General features: G+C 57.0%; 20 protein-coding genes. 15 read left to right on the top strand and 5 right to left on the bottom strand.

Going from position 1 to position 20,543, the window contains the following annotated elements:
• Window positions 1-87 precede the first annotated feature (87 nt).
• From pilW to ACT3TY_RS09920, 9 genes are all read left to right on the top strand, one after another.
• A complete protein-coding gene (gene pilW / locus ACT3TY_RS09960) occupies window positions 88-825 on the top strand; it encodes a type IV pilus biogenesis/stability protein PilW (RefSeq protein ID WP_172118617.1) in 738 nt (245 codons plus the stop codon).
• A 35-nt stretch (window positions 826-860) separates the two neighbouring features.
• On the top strand, window positions 861-1,844 hold the full coding sequence (locus ACT3TY_RS09955) for a RodZ domain-containing protein (protein ID WP_444628062.1): 984 nt from the start codon (window positions 861-863) through the stop codon (window positions 1,842-1,844).
• Between the two features lie 8 nt (window positions 1,845-1,852).
• Window positions 1,853-2,968, top strand: a complete 1,116-nt coding sequence (ispG, locus tag ACT3TY_RS09950; RefSeq protein WP_444628061.1) for a flavodoxin-dependent (E)-4-hydroxy-3-methylbut-2-enyl-diphosphate synthase — start codon at window positions 1,853-1,855, stop codon at window positions 2,966-2,968.
• A gap of 45 nt (window positions 2,969-3,013) precedes the next feature.
• A complete protein-coding gene (hisS, locus tag ACT3TY_RS09945; RefSeq protein ID WP_087106546.1) occupies window positions 3,014-4,309 on the top strand; it encodes a histidine--tRNA ligase in 1,296 nt (431 codons plus the stop codon).
• 81 nt (window positions 4,310-4,390) lie between these two features.
• The gene (locus tag ACT3TY_RS09940; RefSeq protein ID WP_444628060.1) at window positions 4,391-5,047 is read left to right on the top strand and encodes a YfgM family protein; all 657 of its coding nucleotides are present in this window, start codon (window positions 4,391-4,393) and stop codon (window positions 5,045-5,047) included.
• Complete coding sequence (gene bamB / locus ACT3TY_RS09935; protein WP_172118612.1) at window positions 5,044-6,213, top strand: outer membrane protein assembly factor BamB; 1,170 nt, start codon at window positions 5,044-5,046, stop codon at window positions 6,211-6,213. The genes ACT3TY_RS09940 and bamB overlap by 4 nt, the downstream gene beginning before the upstream one ends.
• Window positions 6,210-7,613, top strand: coding sequence for a ribosome biogenesis GTPase Der (der, locus tag ACT3TY_RS09930; RefSeq protein ID WP_087106539.1), 1,404 nt, complete (start codon window positions 6,210-6,212; stop codon window positions 7,611-7,613). The genes bamB and der overlap by 4 nt, the downstream gene beginning before the upstream one ends.
• Window positions 7,614-7,790: 177 nt before the next feature.
• Complete coding sequence (locus ACT3TY_RS09925; RefSeq protein ID WP_441678989.1) at window positions 7,791-8,405, top strand: hypothetical protein; 615 nt, start codon at window positions 7,791-7,793, stop codon at window positions 8,403-8,405.
• A gap of 219 nt (window positions 8,406-8,624) precedes the next feature.
• On the top strand, window positions 8,625-9,428 hold the full coding sequence (locus tag ACT3TY_RS09920) for a M48 family metallopeptidase (protein WP_444628059.1): 804 nt from the start codon (window positions 8,625-8,627) through the stop codon (window positions 9,426-9,428).
• A gap of 73 nt (window positions 9,429-9,501) precedes the next feature.
• Here the strand turns inward: ACT3TY_RS09920 and aroE are convergent, their stop codons facing one another.
• The 5 genes from aroE to ACT3TY_RS09895 form a co-directional block, all read right to left on the bottom strand.
• Window positions 9,502-10,323 carry a shikimate dehydrogenase gene (gene aroE / locus ACT3TY_RS09915; protein ID WP_441678985.1) on the bottom strand — a complete coding sequence of 274 codons (822 nt, stop codon included), beginning with the start codon at window positions 10,321-10,323 and terminating at the stop codon, window positions 9,502-9,504.
• A gap of 46 nt (window positions 10,324-10,369) precedes the next feature.
• The gene (hemF, locus tag ACT3TY_RS09910) at window positions 10,370-11,293 is read right to left on the bottom strand and encodes an oxygen-dependent coproporphyrinogen oxidase (RefSeq protein WP_444628058.1); all 924 of its coding nucleotides are present in this window, start codon (window positions 11,291-11,293) and stop codon (window positions 10,370-10,372) included.
• 88 nt (window positions 11,294-11,381) lie between these two features.
• Window positions 11,382-11,939 (bottom strand): L-threonylcarbamoyladenylate synthase, encoded by a 558-nt coding sequence (locus tag ACT3TY_RS09905; protein WP_444628057.1) that lies wholly within the window; start codon window positions 11,937-11,939, stop codon window positions 11,382-11,384.
• 51 nt (window positions 11,940-11,990) lie between these two features.
• Window positions 11,991-13,106, bottom strand: a complete 1,116-nt coding sequence (dprA, locus tag ACT3TY_RS09900) for a DNA-processing protein DprA (protein ID WP_444628056.1) — start codon at window positions 13,104-13,106, stop codon at window positions 11,991-11,993.
• 39 nt (window positions 13,107-13,145) lie between these two features.
• Window positions 13,146-14,126, bottom strand: a complete 981-nt coding sequence (locus ACT3TY_RS09895; RefSeq protein ID WP_444628055.1) for a peptidoglycan-binding protein — start codon at window positions 14,124-14,126, stop codon at window positions 13,146-13,148.
• Window positions 14,127-14,255: 129 nt separating this feature from the next.
• On the opposite strand from ACT3TY_RS09895, the gene def reads away from it, so the two are divergent.
• The 6 genes from def (at window position 14,256) to ACT3TY_RS09865 (ending at window position 20,511) form a co-directional block, all read left to right on the top strand.
• The gene (def, locus tag ACT3TY_RS09890; RefSeq protein ID WP_172118603.1) at window positions 14,256-14,771 is read left to right on the top strand and encodes a peptide deformylase; all 516 of its coding nucleotides are present in this window, start codon (window positions 14,256-14,258) and stop codon (window positions 14,769-14,771) included.
• A gap of 190 nt (window positions 14,772-14,961) precedes the next feature.
• A complete protein-coding gene (fmt, locus tag ACT3TY_RS09885; protein WP_444628054.1) occupies window positions 14,962-15,948 on the top strand; it encodes a methionyl-tRNA formyltransferase in 987 nt (328 codons plus the stop codon).
• Window positions 15,945-17,294 (top strand): 16S rRNA (cytosine(967)-C(5))-methyltransferase RsmB, encoded by a 1,350-nt coding sequence (rsmB, locus tag ACT3TY_RS09880; RefSeq protein WP_444628053.1) that lies wholly within the window; start codon window positions 15,945-15,947, stop codon window positions 17,292-17,294. Before fmt ends, rsmB begins: the two co-directional genes overlap by 4 nt.
• 50 nt (window positions 17,295-17,344) lie before the next feature.
• A complete protein-coding gene (locus tag ACT3TY_RS09875) occupies window positions 17,345-17,551 on the top strand; it encodes a dodecin (RefSeq protein WP_172118637.1) in 207 nt (68 codons plus the stop codon).
• A 122-nt stretch (window positions 17,552-17,673) separates the two neighbouring features.
• Window positions 17,674-19,047: a Trk system potassium transporter TrkA gene (gene trkA / locus ACT3TY_RS09870; RefSeq protein ID WP_172118600.1), complete on the top strand. Its 1,374-nt coding sequence runs from the start codon at window positions 17,674-17,676 to the stop codon at window positions 19,045-19,047.
• 15 nt (window positions 19,048-19,062) lie between these two features.
• On the top strand, window positions 19,063-20,511 hold the full coding sequence (locus ACT3TY_RS09865; protein WP_087106513.1) for a TrkH family potassium uptake protein: 1,449 nt from the start codon (window positions 19,063-19,065) through the stop codon (window positions 20,509-20,511).
• Window positions 20,512-20,543 lie beyond the last annotated feature (32 nt).

Here is a 20,543-nt window from a genome sequence, read left to right as displayed (position 1 = left end):
TGACTTCCGACGAGCACAGCGCTTTGATGGACACGGTTTATTCGTTGTGCCGGCGGTTAGTTAGCTATTTACACCATGAGGATCAACATGATCTGTCACTACAGGCGTTTTAACCCGTTTAGGGTGCCCATGTTCGCTGTACTGTTGAGCAGCGTATGGCTCGCCGGTTGTGCCACATCAAACACGTTACCCTCTCAGGCAAGCAATGACGCCAAGGATGCGTATACGCAGCTCGGCGTTGCCTACCTGGAGCGCAACAATCTCCCACGGGCGCGCGCCGCCCTGGGTCACGCGCTGGAGATCGACCCGCACCATGCCAAAGCATTGCAGGCCTTAGCCATGGTCTATCAACAGCAGGGCGACATCGAACTTGCCGACCAATATTTTAAACAAGCGATCGACGCCGACCCGACATTTACCCGTGCCCGCAATAATTACGCGGCATTTTTGTATCAGCAGGGGCATATTGCTGCCGCTTGCGATCAGTTGGAAAACGCATCTAACGATGCCCAGTACGCCAACCGTGCCCAGCTTTTTACCAACCTGGGCCAATGTTATTTGGCGCTGGAAGAATTTGATAAAGCGCGTGGGCGTTTAGCCCGCGCGCAGCGTATCGACCCGCGGCAGTCGCGGGGGTACTTGACGTTAGCCGAACTGGAAGTTTCACAGGGCAATTACCATGAGGCCTGGTCACCGTTGCACACCTATTTGCAGTTGGCCGGGCCAGACCGGGCAGCGCTGGAAATGGCAATTGATATCGCTCATGCCCAAGGCGACCATGCCACGGCAGCCGATTACCAGCGCCAGCTTGGCCTTATGAACTGACGCCCTGACCACTTAATTTTTAAGGATGCTCAGCCATGAGCGACACACAGTTACAAGATAGCGTTACTTCCTCCCGTACCACCTCCTCTCCCGGCGAGATGCTCTTGCGCCAACGAGAAGAGCTTGGCGTGCCCATTGGAGAGGCGGCGCGCGCGCTTAATTTACGCCCTGCCGTCGTTGATGGCCTTGAGCATGATCATTATGACGAAATTCCGGTTATTGCTTACCGTCGTGGCTACCTGCGCTCCTACGCCAAGTACCTGGGTCTGAGCGAGCATGTGATCCTGGACGCTTACCAGGAGCGCTATGGCGCCGCGGATACCGAACGAAAAGTTATTCCAGTGGCGGTTAGTCGGCCCCCCTCAAAGCTGGGCGCCTGGCTATTTAAGCTGGTGACCTTGCTGGTGATTGCTGGCCTGATCGGCGTAACCGTCATGTGGTGGCAGAGCCGTGGCGGCAGCGAGCCGCCTGGCTTTAATGAGACGTCCGGCGTTGAAGAAGGCAGCGAAGTACCGTCGGCATCGGGTACCGGTGCTGAGCCCCCGCCGCCTCAGCAGCCCGCCATCACCTCGCCCGCCCAGCCGGAAAACGATACGGCCACGGGTGATACCGCTGGTAATAGTGAAACGCTACCTACTGATAACGCGGAGCAGACCGCGACAGTCAACAATACTGCCGCACTTGATATTGCGGCAGACACGGATGCGGCTGACGCTGATGTAACAGAGGCTGATGAAGGTGCCACCGAGGAAGCGGCAACGGCCCCGGCGGGCAGCCCTGGCCAGATGGAGCTCACGTTTAACGAGCAGTCCTGGACTGAAATCTTCGATGCCAACAATCAACGTGTATTTGTTGGCTTACAAACGCCCGGCACCAATGTAACCGTTGAAGGTGTGCCGCCGTTTCGTTTAACCGTAGGAAACGCCACTGGCGTCGTACTGCGTTACCAAGGTGAGCAGATCAACCTTGCAGAACGCGCAGGCGCCAACAATGTCGCCCGATTTACCCTGGGAGAGTGACCCGTCTTATGCACGCCCCTTCTCCGATAAAACGCCGCCAGTCCCGCCAGATTCACGTCGGTAATGTGGCGGTAGGCGGAAATGCGCCTATTTCCGTACAGAGCATGACCAACACCAACACGCTGGACGTGGCGGCTACCGTTGGGCAGATTCAGCAGTTGGAAAAAGCCGGTGCTGACATCGTACGCGTTTCCGTACCGGACATGGACGCCGCCGAAGCCTTTGGCAAAATCAAGCAGTTGGTGGATGTGCCGTTGGTGGCCGACATTCACTTTGATTACAAGATCGCCCTGCGCGTCGCGGAGCTAGGCGTTGACTGCCTGCGCATCAACCCCGGCAATATTGGCCGTGAAGATCGCGTACGCGCGGTGGTGAGTGCCGCACGCGATAACGGTATTCCTATCCGCATTGGCGTTAACGCCGGTTCGTTGGAAAAAGACCTTCAGAAAAAGTATGGCGAGCCTACGCCTGCCGCGCTGGTGGAATCCGCCATGCGCCATATCGACCACCTGGATCGGCTCGATTTTCAAGAGTACAAGGTCAGCGTAAAAGCCTCTTATGTGTTTATGGCCGTCGCGGCTTACCGTGATCTTGCCACGCGCATTGAGCAGCCGCTTCACTTGGGTATTACCGAAGCAGGCGGGCTGCGCTCGGGCACCGTTAAGTCGTCTATTGGCCTAGGCATGCTACTGATGGATGGTATCGGCGACACGATTCGTGTGTCACTTGCCGCCGACCCGATAGAAGAGATTAAAGTCGGCTTTGATATGCTCAAAAGCCTGCGCCTGCGCGCCAAGGGCATCAACTTTATTGCCTGCCCCAGCTGCTCACGCCAAAACTTTGACGTTATCAGCACCATGAATCAGCTTGAAGAGCGTCTGGAAGACATCATGACGCCACTGGATGTTTCAGTGATTGGCTGCGTCGTTAACGGCCCGGGTGAAGCAAAAGAGACCGATATTGGCCTGACCGGCGGCAGCCCCGCCAACCTGGTGTATATCGACGGCAAACCGGCCAGCAAACTGCGTAACGATCACCTGGTGGATGATCTTGAGCGGATGATCCGCGAAAAAGTGCGCCAAAAACAGCAGCAAGAAGATGACATGATCGCCCGCAGCGTTTAATGCCGGGGTCATGCATCAGCCAGGATGCAGAACGAGGAGTTTTCATTGAGCAAGTCCGCTGTTAAAAAGATTCAAGCCATCCGTGGTATGAACGACCTGTTGCCCAGCGATAGTCCTCGCTGGCAATTTTTTGAGACCAAAGTACGTCAGTTAATGCATCGCTACGGCTTCGATGAAATTCGCACGCCGATTGTCGAGCAAACAGCGCTGTTCGCCCGCTCGATTGGTGAAGTGACCGATATCGTCGAAAAAGAGATGTACACCTTCGACGACCGCAACGGCGATAGCCTGACACTGCGTCCTGAAGGCACCGCCAGCTGCGTGCGCGCAGCGATGGAGCACGGCCTACTCTACAACCAGACCCAACGGCTTTGGTACCAGGGTCCGATGTTTCGTCACGAGCGCCCTCAAAAAGGCCGCTATCGCCAGTTTCATCAGGTAGGTGTTGAGACATACGGCTTTGAAGGGCCGGATATCGATGCCGAAGTGATTCTGCTCTCGGCACGCCTGTGGAAAGAGCTAGGGCTGTTTGAGCATGTCACGCTTGAGCTTAACTCGCTGGGGTCTGCCGAGGCGCGGGTGGCCTACCGTGAAAAGCTGGTGGCTTATTTCGAACAGCATCGCGAAGTGCTTGATGAAGACTCTCAGCGCCGCTTGATCAGTAACCCGCTGCGCATTCTGGACTCTAAAAATCCGGCCATGGCGGACATGCTTAACGGCGCCCCGCAGCTCATGGATCATCTTGATGATGCGTCGCGCGAACACTTCGAGCAGTTGAAAGCCATGCTGGATGCGGCGGGCATCCCCTTTGTGATCAATCCTCGCCTGGTGCGCGGGCTCGACTACTACTGCCGTACGGTGTTCGAATGGACCACCAGTGCGCTGGGTAGCCAAGGCACGGTATGTGCTGGCGGTCGTTACGATGGCATGGTGGAACAGCTGGGCGGCAAGCCAACCCCAGCGGTTGGGTTCGCCATGGGTATTGAGCGGTTAATCCTGTTGCTGGAGACGCTAAACCTGGTGCCGGACGAAGCCCTGGGCGGCTGCGATGTCTATCTCCTGCCTATGGACGATAACGCAACGATTGCCGCGCTCACGCTTGCTGAACAGCTGCGTAGTGAGCTTCCCGACTTGCGCCTTCAACTGCACTGCGGCGGCGGTAGCTTTAAGAGCCGCATGAAAAAGGCCGACAAAAGCGCTGCGCCCATCGCCATCCTGCTGGGCGAGGACGAACTGGCCGAACACGCCGCCACGCTTAAGTTCTTGCGCGATGACCGCGAACAGCAGCGCGTGAGCCAAGCGGCACTTTCTGCCACGCTAGGCGACCTGCTGGCCCACTAAGCCAACCGAACAGGCGCTGTGCGCTTACAAATAACTAATCGCCGCTGTGCTGCGGCGATTTTATGCAATAGGAGGCCGCCCGTGGCGGATCGAAGCGAAGAAGAGCAGCTGGACATCGTTAAGCGCTGGTGGAAAGAGAATGGAACCTCTCTGATTGCAGGTGCCGCTCTTGCTGCTGCGGGCGTCTTTGGCTGGAATGCATGGCAAAACTATCAGCAAGGCCAGTCGGAAGCCGCCTCGGTGCGCTACCAGCAATTGGTCAACGTTGCCACGGCCAACGAGCTGGATGAGCAGCAAACGGCCAGCGCCCGCGAGCTCATTAGCGAGCTTACCGACGATTACGGCAAAACGCTCTATGCTGAATTGGCGCTGCTTATGGACGCTCGGTTAGCTGTACAGCAGGGCGATATCGATGCGGCAAAAATCTCTCTTGAACAGGTAGCCGATAACTCATCGCGTCGCTATGTGCAAAGCTTGGCCTGGCTGCGTCTGGCACGCATTGAGGTCGCCAACGGTAATCCTGAAGCGGCACTTGCTTTACTGGATGAGCCGATCAGCGAAGCCCTGGCGGCGCAGCAAGCCAACGTCCGCGGTGACGCCTACGCAGCCTTGGGGCAAACCGATCAGGCGCGGAGCGCTTGGCAAAACGCGCTGGAACTTGCGGAGAGCCTCGACCAAACGCTTTACGGCGTACCATTCAAGCTTGACGATCTTGGCGCCGAGGAGGCGACACAATGATGAATCTGCGTCTTTCCAAACAGATCATGCGCGTGACGCTAGGTGCGGTAGCCATTGCTCTACTGGCAGGTTGTGCCAATAAAGGCGAACCCGCGTATACGCCCAAAGAGCTGCGTAGCTTTGATGAAACATCAAATCTGACCACCCAGTGGCGCCAGAATATTGGCAGCGGCCTGGGCCGTGCGCGTTACCCTATCGCCCCTTCCCGTGAAGGCAGCACGATCTTTGCCGCCGATGCACAAGGCCTGGTCATGGCGTTAAACGCTAATACCGGTAATCGTGAGTGGCGCGTAGAGCTTGATACACCGATCTCCAGCGCGCTGACCGCGATTGCAGGCCAGGTCTACCTGGGCACTCGCAACGGTGAAGTAATTGCACTGGATCAACGCGATGGCAGCGTCAGCTGGCGCTCCAGAGTATCCAGCGAAGTGCTGGCCGCGCCTCAAGCCAACCAGCAATTGCTGGTCGTACAAAGCGTTGATGGTCAGATAACGGCGCTAGACCGCACCAACGGCCAGGAGCGCTGGGTTTATACCAGTTCTCAGCCTGCCCTTACCCTTCGCGGTACCGGGACGCCGATGGTCATTGACCCGGTCACTTTCGTCGGCCTCGCAAACGGACGCCTGGCCACGCTTGATAACCGTAGCGGCCAGCCGCTGTGGGATATGCAAATCGCCACCCCCAGTGGCCGTAGCGAAGTTGAGCGACTGGTCGATATTGCCGGCCAGCCGCTGATTACGCCTGACGGCCGCCTGTTTGTCACCAGTTACAACGGTCGCGTGGTGGCACTGGAAGCCACACGCGGCAGCGTACTCTGGGAAAGTAATCTCTCTAGCCGCCATTCACCGCTGATGGTGGGTAACTATCTTTATGTGGTTACCGACGACAGCCACCTCGTCGCGCTTGATGCCGAAAATGGCCAAGAAATATGGCGTAACAATGAACTTGAAGATCGCTGGCTTACCGCCCCAGCCTTTGCTGATGGCCGTATCGTGGTTGGCGATTTTGAAGGTTATGTCCATTTGATCGACGCGCGTGAAGGTAACATCGTGGGCCGCACCCGGGTGCATAAATCCGGCATTAGCGTGTCCCCCATTACTGATGGCAGCACCATTCATGTCCAGGCCGACAATGGTCGTCTGGAAACCCTGGAAGTCACTCCATGACACCCGTCATTGCTTTGGTCGGTCGCCCCAATGTGGGCAAATCGACACTGTTTAACCGCCTAACGCGTTCGCGTGATGCACTCGTGGCCGACTTTCCCGGCCTCACCCGCGACCGCAAGTATGGCAACGGCATGCTGGGCGGCAAAGCCTATACGGTGATTGATACCGGTGGTATCAGTGGTGATGAGGAAGGCATTGATGCGGCGATGGCAGAACAGTCGCTTGCCGCGATTGATGAAGCCGATATTGTCCTGTTCCTGGTCGATGCCCGTGCCGGGCTTAACGTAGCGGATGAAGCGATTGCCAACCACCTACGCGTTAACCAGAAAAAAACCTGGTTGGTGGTGAACAAGACCGATGGTCTGGAAGAGCACTCGGCCATGGCCGACTTCTGGAAGTTGGGCCTTGGCGACCCTTGGGCCATTGCTGCCGCGCACGGACGTAACGTTTCAACGCTGATTGATACCGTGCTTGAGCCGTTTCCCGAGCGCGACCCCAGCATTCCAGCGGATACCGGTTCCAAAGGCATCCGCATTGGGGTCATTGGTCGCCCCAACGTGGGCAAATCCACGCTGGTCAACCGCCTATTGGGTGAAGATCGTGTCGTGGTGTTCGATGAAGCCGGTACCACGCGTGATGCTATCGAGATTCCTTTCGAGCGCCGCGGCAAGCCGTATGTGTTGATCGACACCGCCGGTATTCGCCGCCGCAAGAACGTTAGCGAGATTGCCGAGAAGTTTTCCATTATCAAAACCCTTGACGCGATTAAAGAGTGTCATGTGGCGGTGATGGTACTGGATGCCCGCAGCGGCCTAGTTGAGCAGGATCTTCACCTGTTGGATTACGTGCTGACAACGGGGCGTGCGCTGGTACTGGCGATCAACAAGTGGGATGGCCTGGAGAGCGAAGCAAAAGACAAGATGCGTGCCGATATCAAGCGCCGCCTGGGCTTTGCCGACTACGCTGAAATGCACTTTATTTCAGCTCTGCACGGTACCGCAGTGGGTGATTTATACCCCTCCATTGAGCGGGCATTTAATGCGGCCAACGCACACTGGTCGACCAACCGGTTGACGACCCTGTTACAGGATGCGGTCAGCCAGCACCAGCCCCCGATGGTTAACGGGCGGCGTATTAAGCTGCGTATGGCCCACCAGGGCGGCAGTAATCCGCCGATTATCGTTGTGCACGGTAATCAGACCGCGTCGGTTCCTGAAGCGTATCGCCGCTATCTGATCAATACTTTCCGTAAGGTGTTGAAGGTGCGCGGCACGCCCATGCGGTTTGAGTTCCGCTCAGGCGATAACCCGTTTGACTCTATGGCCGGGGCCAGTGATAAAGAGAAAGCCAAAAAGCGCGAGCTTACCCGCACCAAAGATGCGCGGAAAAGCCGTCGCTAAACGCTCTATGCGCTATCCCGCAGTAATAACGCCTGCTTGTTTAAGCAGGCGTTTTTTGTTTTAAGCTAACATGTGCAAATTTTCTTGACAGAAACCAGCGCGGCCCCTCAAATAGCCGCGCTTCTCGCTCATGCTCCCCGGCGCTTGCCGCCACCATCCTTCTCAGGAGGGAACCTTATGTTATATGCCGTTCGTCACTGGCGCTGGCTTGTGATGCTGAGTTTGGCAAGCCTGCTTACCGGCTGCCTTGCACTCCCCCAAACGGGGCTATTTGCCTTTCGCTTGGCCATTACCTCACTCGGCGTGGAGGATGTGCGTATTGGCCCCTACTCCGTTGACGCAGGCCTGGACACCAGCGATTTGACCAGCCTGCTGGCTTCAAGCCTGGGCATGGGTAGCCTGCCGGTTCAGGCGACGCTTGCGATGGGCCTTGGGCTACCTGCGGGAATGCCGGCAGTAGCCATGTCAGGCTTTAACTGGACGCTGGACATGCCAGGTGTTGACCCCGTGGAAGGGGAGTATACCCAGGATGTTTCATTAACCTCGGGCGACGGCGCCAATCTACGCCTGCCGGTGGCATTTGATATCCTGGGCACCGATGCCCAAAAAATGGCGCCAATGCTGAACCTGGTCCAGCAGCTCGCCTCTCAAGGCGAACTACCCGCAGGCAGTGAGCTTGCGATCACGCCGGGCGATTTACGCGGCCTAGGCATGACGCTACCGGCGGGACTGCTCACACCGACCATTCGCCTTAATGTGGGTGAAGATGGTCAGCTAATCCCTCAGCGTTAAGCTGTTTCTGCCAGGCATGGCAACAGAGGCTAGCCAATGCTCCATGTGGTCAAGTCATCTGGTTAAATGTCGGCTCAGTTCAGCGTTTATCCCTAGCCTCAATCCCTGTCCTTAATCCCTGTCCTCAAGTGCATTAAGTGACAACAAGGGGATTGATTTACCCTGCACAGTGGTTATCTTGTGTGCATGGAATTCAATCATCTTTAAGGAAATCACCTCATGCGTTGGCTTCGTCCCTTTGCTGTTACTGCGCTATGCGCTTCTTTAGCGGCCTGCTCAACGTCCCCTACCGGACGCTCGCAATTATTGCTGCTTTCTGATGACCAGCTTAACGAGATGGGCCAGCAGGCATTCGCCCAGTACCAGCAGGATATTCCTACCGCAGGCCAGGCAAGCCACCGCTATGTGCAGTGCATCACCAGCGCCATAGTGGATGTATTACCGGCTGAACAGCGTAACCTTGACTGGCAAATCCGGGTATTTGAAGCCGAACAGCCCAACGCCTTCGCACTGCCTGGCGGTTATATGGGGGTCAACACCGGCATGCTGAATGTTGCCACCAACCAGGATCAACTGGCCTCCGTGGTAGGCCATGAAATTGGTCACGTACTTGCCCGCCACGCCAATGAGCGGGCATCGACCGAAAACGCCACGTCGCTAGGGCTTTCGGTTATTTCCAGCGCATCGGGTATGCAAACCCCTGGCGGACAACAGCTGATGGGCGTGCTGGGCATGGGCGCGCAATACGGCATTGCCTTGCCGTTCTCACGTAGCCATGAAAGCGAAGCGGATGTGATTGGCCTGGACCTGATGGCACAGGCAGGCTTTGACCCGCGTCAAAGCGTTACGCTCTGGGAAAACATGCAGGCCGCCTCGGGCGGTGGCGCGCCACCGGCCTGGATGTCGACGCACCCAAGCCAGGGGCAGCGTATCGAGGGCCTACAAGCCAATATGGACACAGCGCTTGCCACCTACGAGCAGGCGCGCAACAGCGGGCACACGCCTAACTGCCAGCGCCCGTAACCCTTTGCTTTAATTTGTAACGATAAAGGGCCGAGCCATCTCGGCCCTTTTTTTGATCAACACATGCAAGCGGCTAACCCGCGTTGAGCATTCTGCGCAGCATCTGGCGTACCTGGGTCGTCTCGGGGCGTACATTTCGCCATAGATAAAATGCTTCGGCGGCCTGCTCTACCAGCATTCCCAGGCCATCCAACCGCTGGGCACCATGCGTTCCTGCCCACTTCAAGAAGACCGTTTGCGTAGCGCCATACATCATGTCGTAGGCCCAGGCATCGTTTGCAAATAGGTTACTCGGCAGAGGGGGTAAATCGCCCGTTAGGCTGGCACTGGTTCCGTTGATCACGACACTAAAAGGGCCTTTAGCTGCCTTAAACCCTCCGCCATGGATCTCGCCCAAATCAGCAAAATCGTCGGCCAACTGTTGAGCTTTTTCAGCCGTTCGGTTAACGACCACCACCTCGCCAGGCTTTTCTGCGAGTAACGGCTCTAAAATTCCCCGCACGGCCCCACCAGCGCCCACCACCAGGATGCGCTTATCGGCAAGTGCTACACGGTTATATGCAAGGTCGCGTAACAAGCCAACGCCATCGGTATTATCGCCGTAAGTAAGGCCATTACCTCCGACTATCAGCGTATTCACCGCACCAGCCCGCTGGGCACGCCTGCTCAGGGTATCGCAGAGCGCAAACGCCTCCTCCTTAAAGGGTACGGTAACATTGGCCCCCCGCCCGCCTTTATCAACGAATGTGCGCCAGGCATCGGTAAAGCCATCCAACGGCGCCAGTTGTGCTGTGTATTCAATTTTTTGCTGTGTTTGCAGGGCAAATTCGTTATGAATGAGGGGTGATTTTGAGTGCTCAATGGGATTACCCAATACGCAGTAAAGGTCACTCATCAACTCGTTCCTGTGCTCTGTTTTATATTTCTGTGGATCACGATGTTTAAGCCCTATCCGACACGTTGAGCCAGTCTCTTGGCACCAGGTAATCATTAAGCGTGGCTTCAGCACTCCCAGGGGCAGGTGTATAAGCATACTCCCAGCGCGCCAGTGGTGGCATCGACATTAAAATTGACTCGGTGCGCCCGCCGCTTTGTAAGCCAAACAGCGTTCCTCGGTCCCATACGAGGTTAAATTCTACATAGCGGCCGCGACGGTAAAGCTGAAACGCTCGCTCACGCTCGCCCCAACCATCCTGTTGGCGGCGCTTAACAATCGGCACGTAAGCCTCTAAAAAGCTATCGCCCACGGCGCGTTGAAAGGCGAAACACTCCTCGAAACTGCCAGCATTCAAATCATCGAAAAACAGCCCGCCCACCCCACGGGTCTCATCACGGTGCTTTAAATAAAAATACTCATCGCACCACGCTTTATAGCGGTCATAAACATCATCGCCAAAAGGGTCACAGGCGGCTTTGGCCACCTGGTGCCAGTGCACCACGTCCTCAAGCACCGGGTAATAGGGCGTTAAGTCAAAGCCTCCACCAAACCACCAGACGGGCGTTTCGCCCTCTTTTTCAGCAATAAAAAAGCGTACGTTGCCGTGGCTGGTAGGGACATGCGGGTTTTCAGGATGCAGCACCCAGGAAACTCCAACCGCATGAAAGCTGCGACCGGCAAGCTCCGGCCGGGCTGCCGTTGCCGAGGGCGGCAGTTGAGCACCATACACATGGGAAAAGTTGACGCCGCCTTTTTCAAAGACACCGCCCTGCTCAATCACGCGTGAGCGTCCGCCACCGCCCTCTTCACGCTGCCAACTGTCCTCCTTAAACGCAGCTTTACCGTCAGCCGCGGCCAGCCCCTCACACAGCCGGTCTTGAAGGCCGAGCAGGTACTGCTTAACGTCGTCTAAATGCTCGTGCGCCACGATGACTCCCGTTCAAAATTCTTACTACACAGTAATCTTCACCATAGCGCGTTTAAGCACTTGGTACTTAAGCCGTTTACTTATCTATTTAAGCGCGCATTACCTGGCCACTGGCTAAATCACGGATGGTGCTGGGTCGTGGATTCCCGCCCAGCTCGCCCGCTACTATCGCGGCGACCTCCTGCCCAAAAATAGTGGCGACTTCTTCATCGTTCATGGCAGGCGCCTCACCCGCACGATTGGCCGATGTCGATACCAGTGGCCCGCCAAACGCTTCGCATAACGCTTTCATTAAGGGGTGGTCGGTCACGCGTAAGGCCACGCGCTGATGAGCACCGCGAACCAGCGCATGGCTGCGGCCATTATCCGGCACCAGCCAGGTGTTAGGGCCAGGCCAACTGGCCGCAAGTGGAGCATGCAGTTCAAGCGGCAATTGGTTTAGCCAGGGCTGAAACTGCTGGATACTGGCCGCCACCAAAATAATGCCTTTGGAAGGGTCGCGCTCTTTCATGCGCATTAACCGGGTAAGCGCTTCATCATTATCCGGGTCACAGCTAAGCCCCCACACAGCTTCGGTGGGGCACGCAATAACACCGCCAGCATGCAGTGCATGAATGGCAACTTCGAGGTCGACAGCCGGTTTCATTGGCTCTCCTGCTCTACAAGCAATTAGCGATAAGAGAATGCTCACATCCTATCATGGCCTGGGTAAGCGTACCCAACCACCCACCTGCTGAGCGACCCATCCATCAAGCTCCAGCATCAATAACCGCTGCTGGCAGCTGCTGACAGACTCCCCGGTATGCTGAACCAGTGAATCAAGCGGCACCGGCGTTGCCGATAAAACGTTAAGCAGCTCATCAGGCAGTGGTTCGCTTGATGGCGCCATTGACCCTGAAGGGGGAGACGAAGCCTTCACGGACGCGGGTAAAAAGCTACCCGCCCACTGCTGCAACTCTTCAAGCATATCGTCGACATGGCGCACCAGCGTTGCGCCATTCCGCAACAAGTGCAGGCAGCCTTGAGCCTGAATATTGTGCAAAGACCCAGGCAGGGCAAAAAGCTCCTTGTTCTGCTCCAGGGCCAAGCGAGCACTCACCAATGAGCCGCTTTTCTCGGTGGCTTCGATCACTAACGTACCCAATGAAAGCCCGGTCACAATCCGGTTGCGGCGCGGGAAGAACGCAGGGCGCGCCTTGGTGCCCGGCGGATGCTCTGACAACAATAGCCCGCCAGGCGCGCAGCTCAGTTGCTCATGCAGGTCGCGATGTCGAGCCGGGTAAATAACGTCCACGCCACAGCCTAACACCGCAATACTGCTTCCACCGGCACTCAGCGCGGCGCGCTGAGCGATGCCATCAATGCCCAGCGCCATACCGCTGACCACGCACCAGCCTCGGCGAGCCAGTTCCCGCGCAAAGCCCTGGGCATTGGCATTACCTTCCGAGGTGGGTTTGCGGGTTCCCACCATGGCAATCCTTGGCCCTTCAAGCGCCTGTAAATCCCCTTGGGCCCAAAGAATGGTGGGCGGGTCCGGTAGCTCGTTGAGCAGTTCAGGCCAGGCCGGGTGGTGACGATGCAGAATATGTCGCGCTGGTCCGCTCTGCTGCCATGCCCGCGCGTCGTCTACGCATCGCTGAAGCGGGCTGCGCTCGGGGTGTTCAAGCCACAGCCGTAAGGCACTGGCGGCGTTAGCGGGCAGTGTTGCCAGCCAGCCTTCCGGCCAGCGCGGCTGGCGTGCCACCATCTGGGTAATGCGCAGTGCGCCCATGCCCGGCAAGGCGTTGACCACTAACCACTCACTGGTATTCATCGACGCTCCTCAACGTGCATGCTGAATATCCCCATTGCGTTATAATTCCGGAGTCACCACACGATCACCCACTTCCAGCATGCTGGACGCTTGCATCACCAGCGCATAACTCACCTGCTGGTAAGGCTTCACTACCATTGCCCAGCCCGCTGGGGTCGTTGGCAACGGCGTTACTACCTGGCGACGCGCGTCGAAAACAGTTTCGCTGGGCGAGTTCACTTGAAGCAGATGCCCTGGCTCCAGCCCGTCTTGCGCGCCTACATCCAAAGCAATGATGTGCAAGGCACCTATAAAACGTACGCCGCCGGGCACGGCGAGAATACGACCGTTTATTGCACTGCTCGGCAAGCGGGGTTGAAGCGCCGTTCGAGGCGCATCGGGTTCCAGGGCAAGAATAAGATCGTTACTACGCACCTCTTGATGAGCGCTAAGCACTTCCAGCAGGGCAATATCCCCCTCACTGCGTACAAGGCGAGCTTCGCCGATGTGACTTAACGCCTGCCCCAACACCGAGCCGTCGTCAGCGGTATAGGTCTGTGTCTGACGATAAATACCGAAGGTGGCAAGGCCCGTCGTTGCTCTATTCGTTACGTTGCTCGGTACGCTTTCCAGTGCGTGGCTCGGCATAGCGCCACGGGCGTAAATCCGGTCACCTGCACCGTTGATCAATCGCTGATGCTCGCCGGCCAACACATAGGCCATCTCAGGCTGGCGCACTCCGGCTTCTATTACTCGGTGTTCACGCCAAAAAGCGTTAAGGCTTTCAAGCGAGAGTGTGCCGAGCTCACTTACCCTCGCGTCTAGCGCTCCATCGGGCATTGGCAAAGTGCGTATTTGGGGAGAAAGCGTCACCACCGGCAGCGTTTCAGCGCCAACGGCGTGAAGACTTATTAACAGCCCAGGCAGCAGGCTTACTACCCTCTTGAGCACGTCACAAAGCGCGTTTTGTCTTGCCGCGCGGCGCATAAAGTTGGCTAGCACTATCCCGTACTCCGTGGAGGATGTTTCGATCATTTTCATGGCGCTTCACCGCATGTGCTGATGCCCAGGAGCGCTGCCAGCGTGATATAGTGGCGATTAGCAAAGTACCAGGCCGCCGCTATTCGGCCTGATTATCCAAGATTTAGCTTAACGATGACGGTAATCCCCATGGCCAAACTTCCTATTCTCGAATTCCCCGATGAGCGCCTGCGCACCAAGGCGGTACCGGTGGAAACCGTTGACGACGAGGTCCGCCAGCTTGTCGACGATATGTTAGAGACCATGTACGACGCGCGTGGCATTGGCCTTGCAGCCACCCAAATTGATGTCCATCGTCGTATCGTCGTCATGGACGTAAGCGAAGATAACTCGCAGCCGCTGGTGCTGATCAACCCTCGCTATACGCCGGTCGGCGAAGACCAAGAGCCGCTTTCTGAAGGCTGCTTGTCGATTCCCGAGCACTACGCGGAAGTGCCGCGCTACCTTACGGTAAAACTCAACGCGCTTGACCGTAACGGCGAGGCGTATGAGCTTGAGGCCGACGGCCTGCTGGCGCACTGCATTCAACACGAGTACGACCACCTTGAAGGTGTACTGTTTGTTGATTATCTTTCGCCGCTAAAGCGCGACCGCATCATGAAAAAAATGCAGAAACGTCATAAGCTGATGAAAGACGACGCTTAACAGCCACCCGTTTTAGCACAGTTTACTTCGGTTTTTGTAGAAGTTTTGTAAGTGAGCGTATTTATAACGCTTAAGGCCGAGAAGCCTGGTACTCCATACAACGGTACAACAGCCGTTGTATACCCTGCTTCTCGGCCTTTATTGTTGCCCCAGGCTTTCTCATTTCTCCTGTTACCAGGTACCTGTTGTCATGTCACAGTTGCGCGTTGTTTTTGCTGGCACGCCTGATTTCGCTGCCTCAAGCCTTGCGGCCCTACTGGCTAGCAAACATAAGGTAGTGGCGGTTTATACCCAACCCGACCGCCCGGCAGGTCGTGGTCGCAAACTCACGCCAAGCCCCGTTAAAAAGCTTGCTCTTGAGCATGCGCTTCCGGTCTACCAGCCACAAACGCTAAAAGACCCGGCCGCTCAAGCGGAGCTTGCCGCTTTAAACGCCGATATTATGGTGGTCGTGGCGTACGGTTTATTGCTGCCCCAGGCAGTATTGGACACACCGCGCCTGGGGTGCATTAATGTCCACGCCTCACTGCTACCCCGCTGGCGCGGTGCCGCCCCGATTCAGCGCGCGATTGAAGCCGGTGATAACGCCTCGGGCGTTACCATCATGCAAATGGATGCAGGGCTTGATACCGGCGCCATGCTGCACGAAGTACGCACCCCGATCACCGAGCAAACCACCGGTGGCGACCTGCATGACCGCCTGGCGCTTCAAGGCGCCACTGCGCTCACCAGCGCGCTGGATAAACTGGCCAACGGTAACGCCAGTGCGACACCCCAGCCGGAAGAAGGCGTTACCTACGCCACCAAGCTCAGCAAAGCAGAGGCCGAGCTGGACTTCACTCAGCCTGCTGAACGCCTTGCGCGTAAAATCCGCGCCTTTAACCCCTGGCCGGTGGCGTGGTGTCAGATGGGTGATGACCGCTTACGCTTACTCATGGCAAGCGTTGCAGCCGGTGAACAGGGCGCAACGCCGCCCGGCACGCTGCTTGAAAACGGTGAAGACCATCTGCGTATTGCCTGTGGCCCGGAAGGCCGCGAGGTTTTATGTATCAGCAGCGCCCAACTTCCTGGCGGCAAGGCCATGGCTGTGCGCGACTTACTCAATGCCCGCCATGCCCGATTGACGCCCGGTAACCGCCTTGGTCAGCCTGAATCCCAGCAAGGAGACGCTTTATGAGCCAGCAACGCTCACAACACGGTAAACGCGCATCAGGCAATAGCGGCCAGGACGTGCGCGCCGCCGCCGCCCGTGCGTTAGCGCCGGTTATTTCTCAGCAAGGCTCACTGGCCGCGTTGGATGAGAACAGCGTCGTTGCCCGTGACCGGGGCCTTTTAAAAGAGCTCTGCTTTGGCACCTGTCGCCAGCTTCCACGCTTGGAAGCGCTGGCTAACAGCCTGCTAAAGCAGCCCTTTAAAAAGCGTGACAGTGATATTCACGCGCTGCTGCTGCTGGGTATTTATCAGTTGCTGTATATGCGTATTCCCGCCCACGCGGCCGTCGGCGAAACCGCCGGTGCCGCGCGCTTGTTGGGTAAAGAGTGGGCGACCCGCGTACTGAATGGCTGCCTGCGCCGCCTACAGCGCGAGTCTGAAGAACTCCAGGCCGCCGTTGATAAGGATGAGAGTATTGCGCTGGCCCACCCCCGCTGGCTGCTGGACGCACTACGCAACGCTTGGCCGGAGCAGTGGCGGGCAATTGTTGAGGCAAATAATCAGCCTGGCCCCATGACGCTGCGCGTAAATCAGCATCACAATGACCGTGAAGCCTATATAGAACGGCTGACCGAACAAGGCTTAAGCGGTGAACTCTGCGCCCACTCGCCAGATGGCATTACCCTTAACACGCCCTGCGATGTCACCCTGCTACCCGGATTTTCCGAGGGCCACGTTAGCGTACAGGATGAGGCAGCCCAGTTGTGTGCTGCGCTACTTGGCCCAGCCCTGGCACCTCGCCCCGGTGCGCAGGTATTGGATGCCTGTAGCGCGCCTGGCGGCAAAACGGCCCACTTGCTTGAACAGTTTGATATTGCGCTGACCGCCCTGGATAGCGATAACCAACGCCTTTCGCGAGTAGAAAGCACGCTAGAGCGATTGGGTCTATCCGCCACGCTTCAGAATGTAGATGCCACTCAGCGCGACTGGTGGAACGGCACACCGTTTGAGGCTATTCTGCTTGACGCTCCTTGCTCGGGCACCGGCGTTATACGGCGCCATCCGGATATCAAAACACTGCGACGCAAAGAGGACATCCGCAAGCTGGCCAAGCTACAGCAGCAGCTACTGGACAATTTATGGCCCATGCTGCGCGAAGGCGGCACGCTGTTATACGCCACCTGCTCGGTACTGCCTGAGGAGAATGCCCAACAGATCGAGGCCTTCCTGGCGCGCACACCTGATGCCAAAGTGACCACGCCCAGCGATGTGGCCTGGGGTATCCAAAGCGGTCAGGGCCGCCAGCTATTTCCAGAGCAAGGACGTCATGACGGCTTTTTTTATGCCAGGCTTGAGAAGCAGTCTGCCTAGGCGCGTTCTGGTGCCAAGGCAGTGAACTCATGACTAAGGATGGAGATACCATGACTCACCACACCTACAAGCACATAGAAATCACCGGCTCTTCCGAGAAAGGCATCGAGGAAGCCGTGCAGAATGCAATCGCCAAGGCATCCGAGTCTATCCAGCACATGCGCTGGCTAGAAGTGACCGATACACGTGGCCATATTGAAGACGGCCGCGTGGCCCACTGGCAGGTCACCGTTAAAGTCGGTTTCACGCTGGAATAATCCTTACCTGCATTTCGACGGCGGCTGGTTTACACTGGCCGCCGTCTTTATTGCAGCGCATTACGTTAGATATACAACGCTACCTATTGCGCTGGCGCTTTCAATGGAACCGATGCTCAGTAATGAAAATCATCATTCTCGGCGCCGGCCAGGTCGGCGGCACCCTGGCGGAGCACCTCGCTCGCGAGGAAAATGACATCACCGTTGTCGATACCGACGCCAATAAGCTGCGCGAGCTGCACACCAAGCTCGATATTCGCACTGTCACCGGCGCGGGTTCCTACCCTATCGTTCTGCGGCAGGCTGGCTGCGAAGATGCTGACATGTTAATTGCGGTGACCAACAGCGACGAAGTCAACATGATCGCCTGTCAGGTCGCGCATACGCTGTTCCGCACGCCTACTAAAATTGCCCGAGTGCGCGCCACGCCCTATCTGACTCGCAAGGGGCTTTTTGCCCACGAAGCGATCCCCATTGATGTATTGATCAGCCCCGAACAGGTGGTCACCGATCACGTCCGCCGCTTGATTGAGCACCCCGGTGCGTTGCAGGTGCTGGACTTTGCGGATGGTCTGGTGCAGCTAGTGGCGGTCAAAGCGGTGTATGGCGGGCCACTGGTGGGTCAGGACCTGGCCTTTTTGCGCAGTCATATGCCCAACGTGGATACTCGCGTCGCGGCTATTTATCGGCGTAACCGGCCCCTCATCCCCCGCGGCGACACGGTCATTGAAGCCGACGATGAGGTGTTTTTCCTTGCTGCCAGGAGAGACATTCGCGCGGTCATGAGCGAGCTTCGGCGAATCGAACGAGGCTTTCGCCGCGTCGTCATTGCGGGCGGCGGCAACATTGGCGAACGCTTGGCCGAGCATCTGGAACATAGCCATCAGGTCAAGATTATCGAGCATAGCCTTGAGCGCTGTACCACGCTCTCCGAACGGCTTGACCGCACCGTCGTGCTTCACGGCAGCGCGACCAGCAAGCGGCTTCTGGAAGAAGAGAACATTGAAGACTGCGACATTTTCTGCGCGCTGACCAATGACGACGAAGTCAATATCATGTCGTCGCTGCTGGCCAAACGGCTGGGGGCCAAGAAGGTGCTTACGCTGATCAACAACGCCGCTTACGTAGACCTCGTTCAAGGTGGCGAGATCGATATCGCGATTTCGCCCCAGCAGGCCACGATTGGCAGCCTGTTAACCCACGTACGCCGAGGCGATATCGTCAATGTGCATTCACTGCGCCGTGGAGCGGCAGAAGCCATTGAAGCCATTGCTCATGGCGACAAACACTCTTCGAAAGTTGTCGGTCGTACCGTTCGCGAGATCGGCCTGCCCGAGGGCACCACGATCGGGGCGATTGTGCGCGGCAAGGACGTCATTATCGCTCATGGGGATGTCACGGTGGAGAGCGGCGATCACGTGATTCTGTTTGTGATCGATAAGCGCCGCATCCGCGATGTCGAGCGTATGTTCCAGGTCGGTTTGACGTTCTTTTAGGAGCATGCACCTACCATGAGTCTGCGGGTCATTTTACGCATTTTAGGGCTGTTGCTGATGCTGTTCAGCCTGACGATGCTCCCCCCCATTTTGATTTCCCTGTGGTTTCGCGATGGGGTCTGGTACGCATTTATGATCGGTATCGCCATTACGGTGATCACCGGCTTAACCTTGTACCTACCCAATCGCCGTGCCCACAAAGAGCTACGCATCCGTGATGGTTTTTTAATCGCGGCGATGTTCTGGACGGTCCTGGCGCTGTTTGGTTCGCTACCGCTGATGCTGTTTGGCGATGCCTCGCTGAGCATTACCGATGCGGTGTTTGAATCGTTTTCAGGCCTGACCACGACAGGCGCCACGGTGATTACGGGGATCGACTTTTTGCCCAAGTCGATTCTCTACTATCGCCAACAGTTGCAGTGGCTTGGCGGGATGGGGATTGTGGTGCTGGCCGTCGCGATTCTGCCTACGCTTGGGGTCGGCGGCATGGCACTCTACCGCACCGAAATTCCAGGGCCGCTGAAAGACTCCAAACTAACACCACGAATTACCGAAACGGCTAAAGCGCTTTGGTACATCTACGCCACTCTCACCATGGCCTGCATGGTGGCCTATATGCTGGCCGGCATGGATTGGTTTGATGCCTTGGGGCACAGTTTCTCTACCGTGGCGATTGGTGGCTTTTCTACTCACGATGCCAGCATCGGCTACTTCAATAGCCCCGCGATTGAGCTGATTTGCGCAGCCTTTATACTCATTTCTGCGTTTAGTTTTAGCCTGCACTTTATCGCGTGGCGTGAAAAACGTCTGCTGCACTACTTTCAAGACCCGGAAGCGCGCTTTTTAATGCTGTTTCTGGCAGGGCTTGTCACGATTACCGCGATTACCCTGTGGCTGACACACACCTACGATACGCTAAGCGGCTTGCGATACGCGCTTTTCGAGGTGGTATCCATCGCGACCACAGCAGGCTTTTCCGTCGCTGACTTCTCGGCCTGGCCTGGCGCCATCCCTTTTTTACTGTTTATTGCCGCCTTTGTGGGCGGCTGCTCAGGCTCAACGGCGGGGGGGATGAAGGTCATCCGGATCATCCTGATTCTCAAACAGGGCATGCGCGAGGTTATGCGCTTGATCCATCCCAATGCGGTTATCGCGGTTAAAGTCGGCAAAGTGAGTGTACCCGACAGCATCGCCCAGGCTGTTTGGGGGTTCTTCTCCGCCTACGTCATGCTGTTCTTTTTAATGCTGATGGGCGTTATGGCGACCGGCGTGGATCAGGTCACCGCTTGGTCGACTGTGGGGTCAGCGCTTAATAACCTTGGCCCGGCGCTCGGAGAAGCCAGCGGGAACTACGGCGAGCTACCTGATCTTGCCAAATGGATACTGGTGCTTGCCATGCTACTGGGCCGCCTGGAAATTTTTACCGTGTTAGTGTTATTTACGCCCGCTTTTTGGCGGCGCTAATTCGGATGATGCCGTTTACTATTTTAATTGAG

The organism is Halomonas sp. AOP22-C1-8 (assembly GCF_052378905.1).
Lineage (GTDB): Bacteria > Pseudomonadota > Gammaproteobacteria > Pseudomonadales > Halomonadaceae > Vreelandella > Vreelandella citrativorans.
The sequence above is the reverse complement of the archived record's forward strand: the minus strand, read 5'-3'. Positions and strand labels throughout refer to the sequence as shown.

Bases quoted from the DNA above. Each gene is read 5' to 3' on its own strand.
- dprA (WP_444628056.1), bottom strand. From the start codon at position 13,106: ATGAATACCAGTGAGTGGTTAGTGGTCAACGCCTTGCCGGGCATGGGC.
- aroE (WP_441678985.1), bottom strand. From the start codon at position 10,323: ATGAGTGACCTTTACTGCGTATTGGGTAATCCCATTGAGCACTCAAAA.
- ACT3TY_RS09895 (WP_444628055.1), bottom strand. From the start codon at position 14,126: ATGAAAATGATCGAAACATCCTCCACGGAGTACGGGATAGTGCTAGCC.
- ACT3TY_RS09865 (WP_087106513.1), top strand. From the start codon at position 19,063: ATGAGTCTGCGGGTCATTTTACGCATTTTAGGGCTGTTGCTGATGCTG.
- rsmB (WP_444628053.1), top strand. From the start codon at position 15,945: ATGAGCCAGCAACGCTCACAACACGGTAAACGCGCATCAGGCAATAGC.
- ispG (WP_444628061.1), top strand. From the start codon at position 1,853: ATGCACGCCCCTTCTCCGATAAAACGCCGCCAGTCCCGCCAGATTCAC.
- def (WP_172118603.1), top strand. From the start codon at position 14,256: ATGGCCAAACTTCCTATTCTCGAATTCCCCGATGAGCGCCTGCGCACC.
- ACT3TY_RS09875 (WP_172118637.1), top strand. From the start codon at position 17,345: ATGACTCACCACACCTACAAGCACATAGAAATCACCGGCTCTTCCGAG.
- ACT3TY_RS09925 (WP_441678989.1), top strand. From the start codon at position 7,791: ATGTTATATGCCGTTCGTCACTGGCGCTGGCTTGTGATGCTGAGTTTG.
- der (WP_087106539.1), top strand. From the start codon at position 6,210: ATGACACCCGTCATTGCTTTGGTCGGTCGCCCCAATGTGGGCAAATCG.
- trkA (WP_172118600.1), top strand. From the start codon at position 17,674: ATGAAAATCATCATTCTCGGCGCCGGCCAGGTCGGCGGCACCCTGGCG.
- ACT3TY_RS09905 (WP_444628057.1), bottom strand. From the start codon at position 11,939: ATGAAACCGGCTGTCGACCTCGAAGTTGCCATTCATGCACTGCATGCT.
- bamB (WP_172118612.1), top strand. From the start codon at position 5,044: ATGATGAATCTGCGTCTTTCCAAACAGATCATGCGCGTGACGCTAGGT.
- fmt (WP_444628054.1), top strand. From the start codon at position 14,962: ATGTCACAGTTGCGCGTTGTTTTTGCTGGCACGCCTGATTTCGCTGCC.
- ACT3TY_RS09920 (WP_444628059.1), top strand. From the start codon at position 8,625: ATGCGTTGGCTTCGTCCCTTTGCTGTTACTGCGCTATGCGCTTCTTTA.
- pilW (WP_172118617.1), top strand. From the start codon at position 88: ATGATCTGTCACTACAGGCGTTTTAACCCGTTTAGGGTGCCCATGTTC.
- ACT3TY_RS09955 (WP_444628062.1), top strand. From the start codon at position 861: ATGAGCGACACACAGTTACAAGATAGCGTTACTTCCTCCCGTACCACC.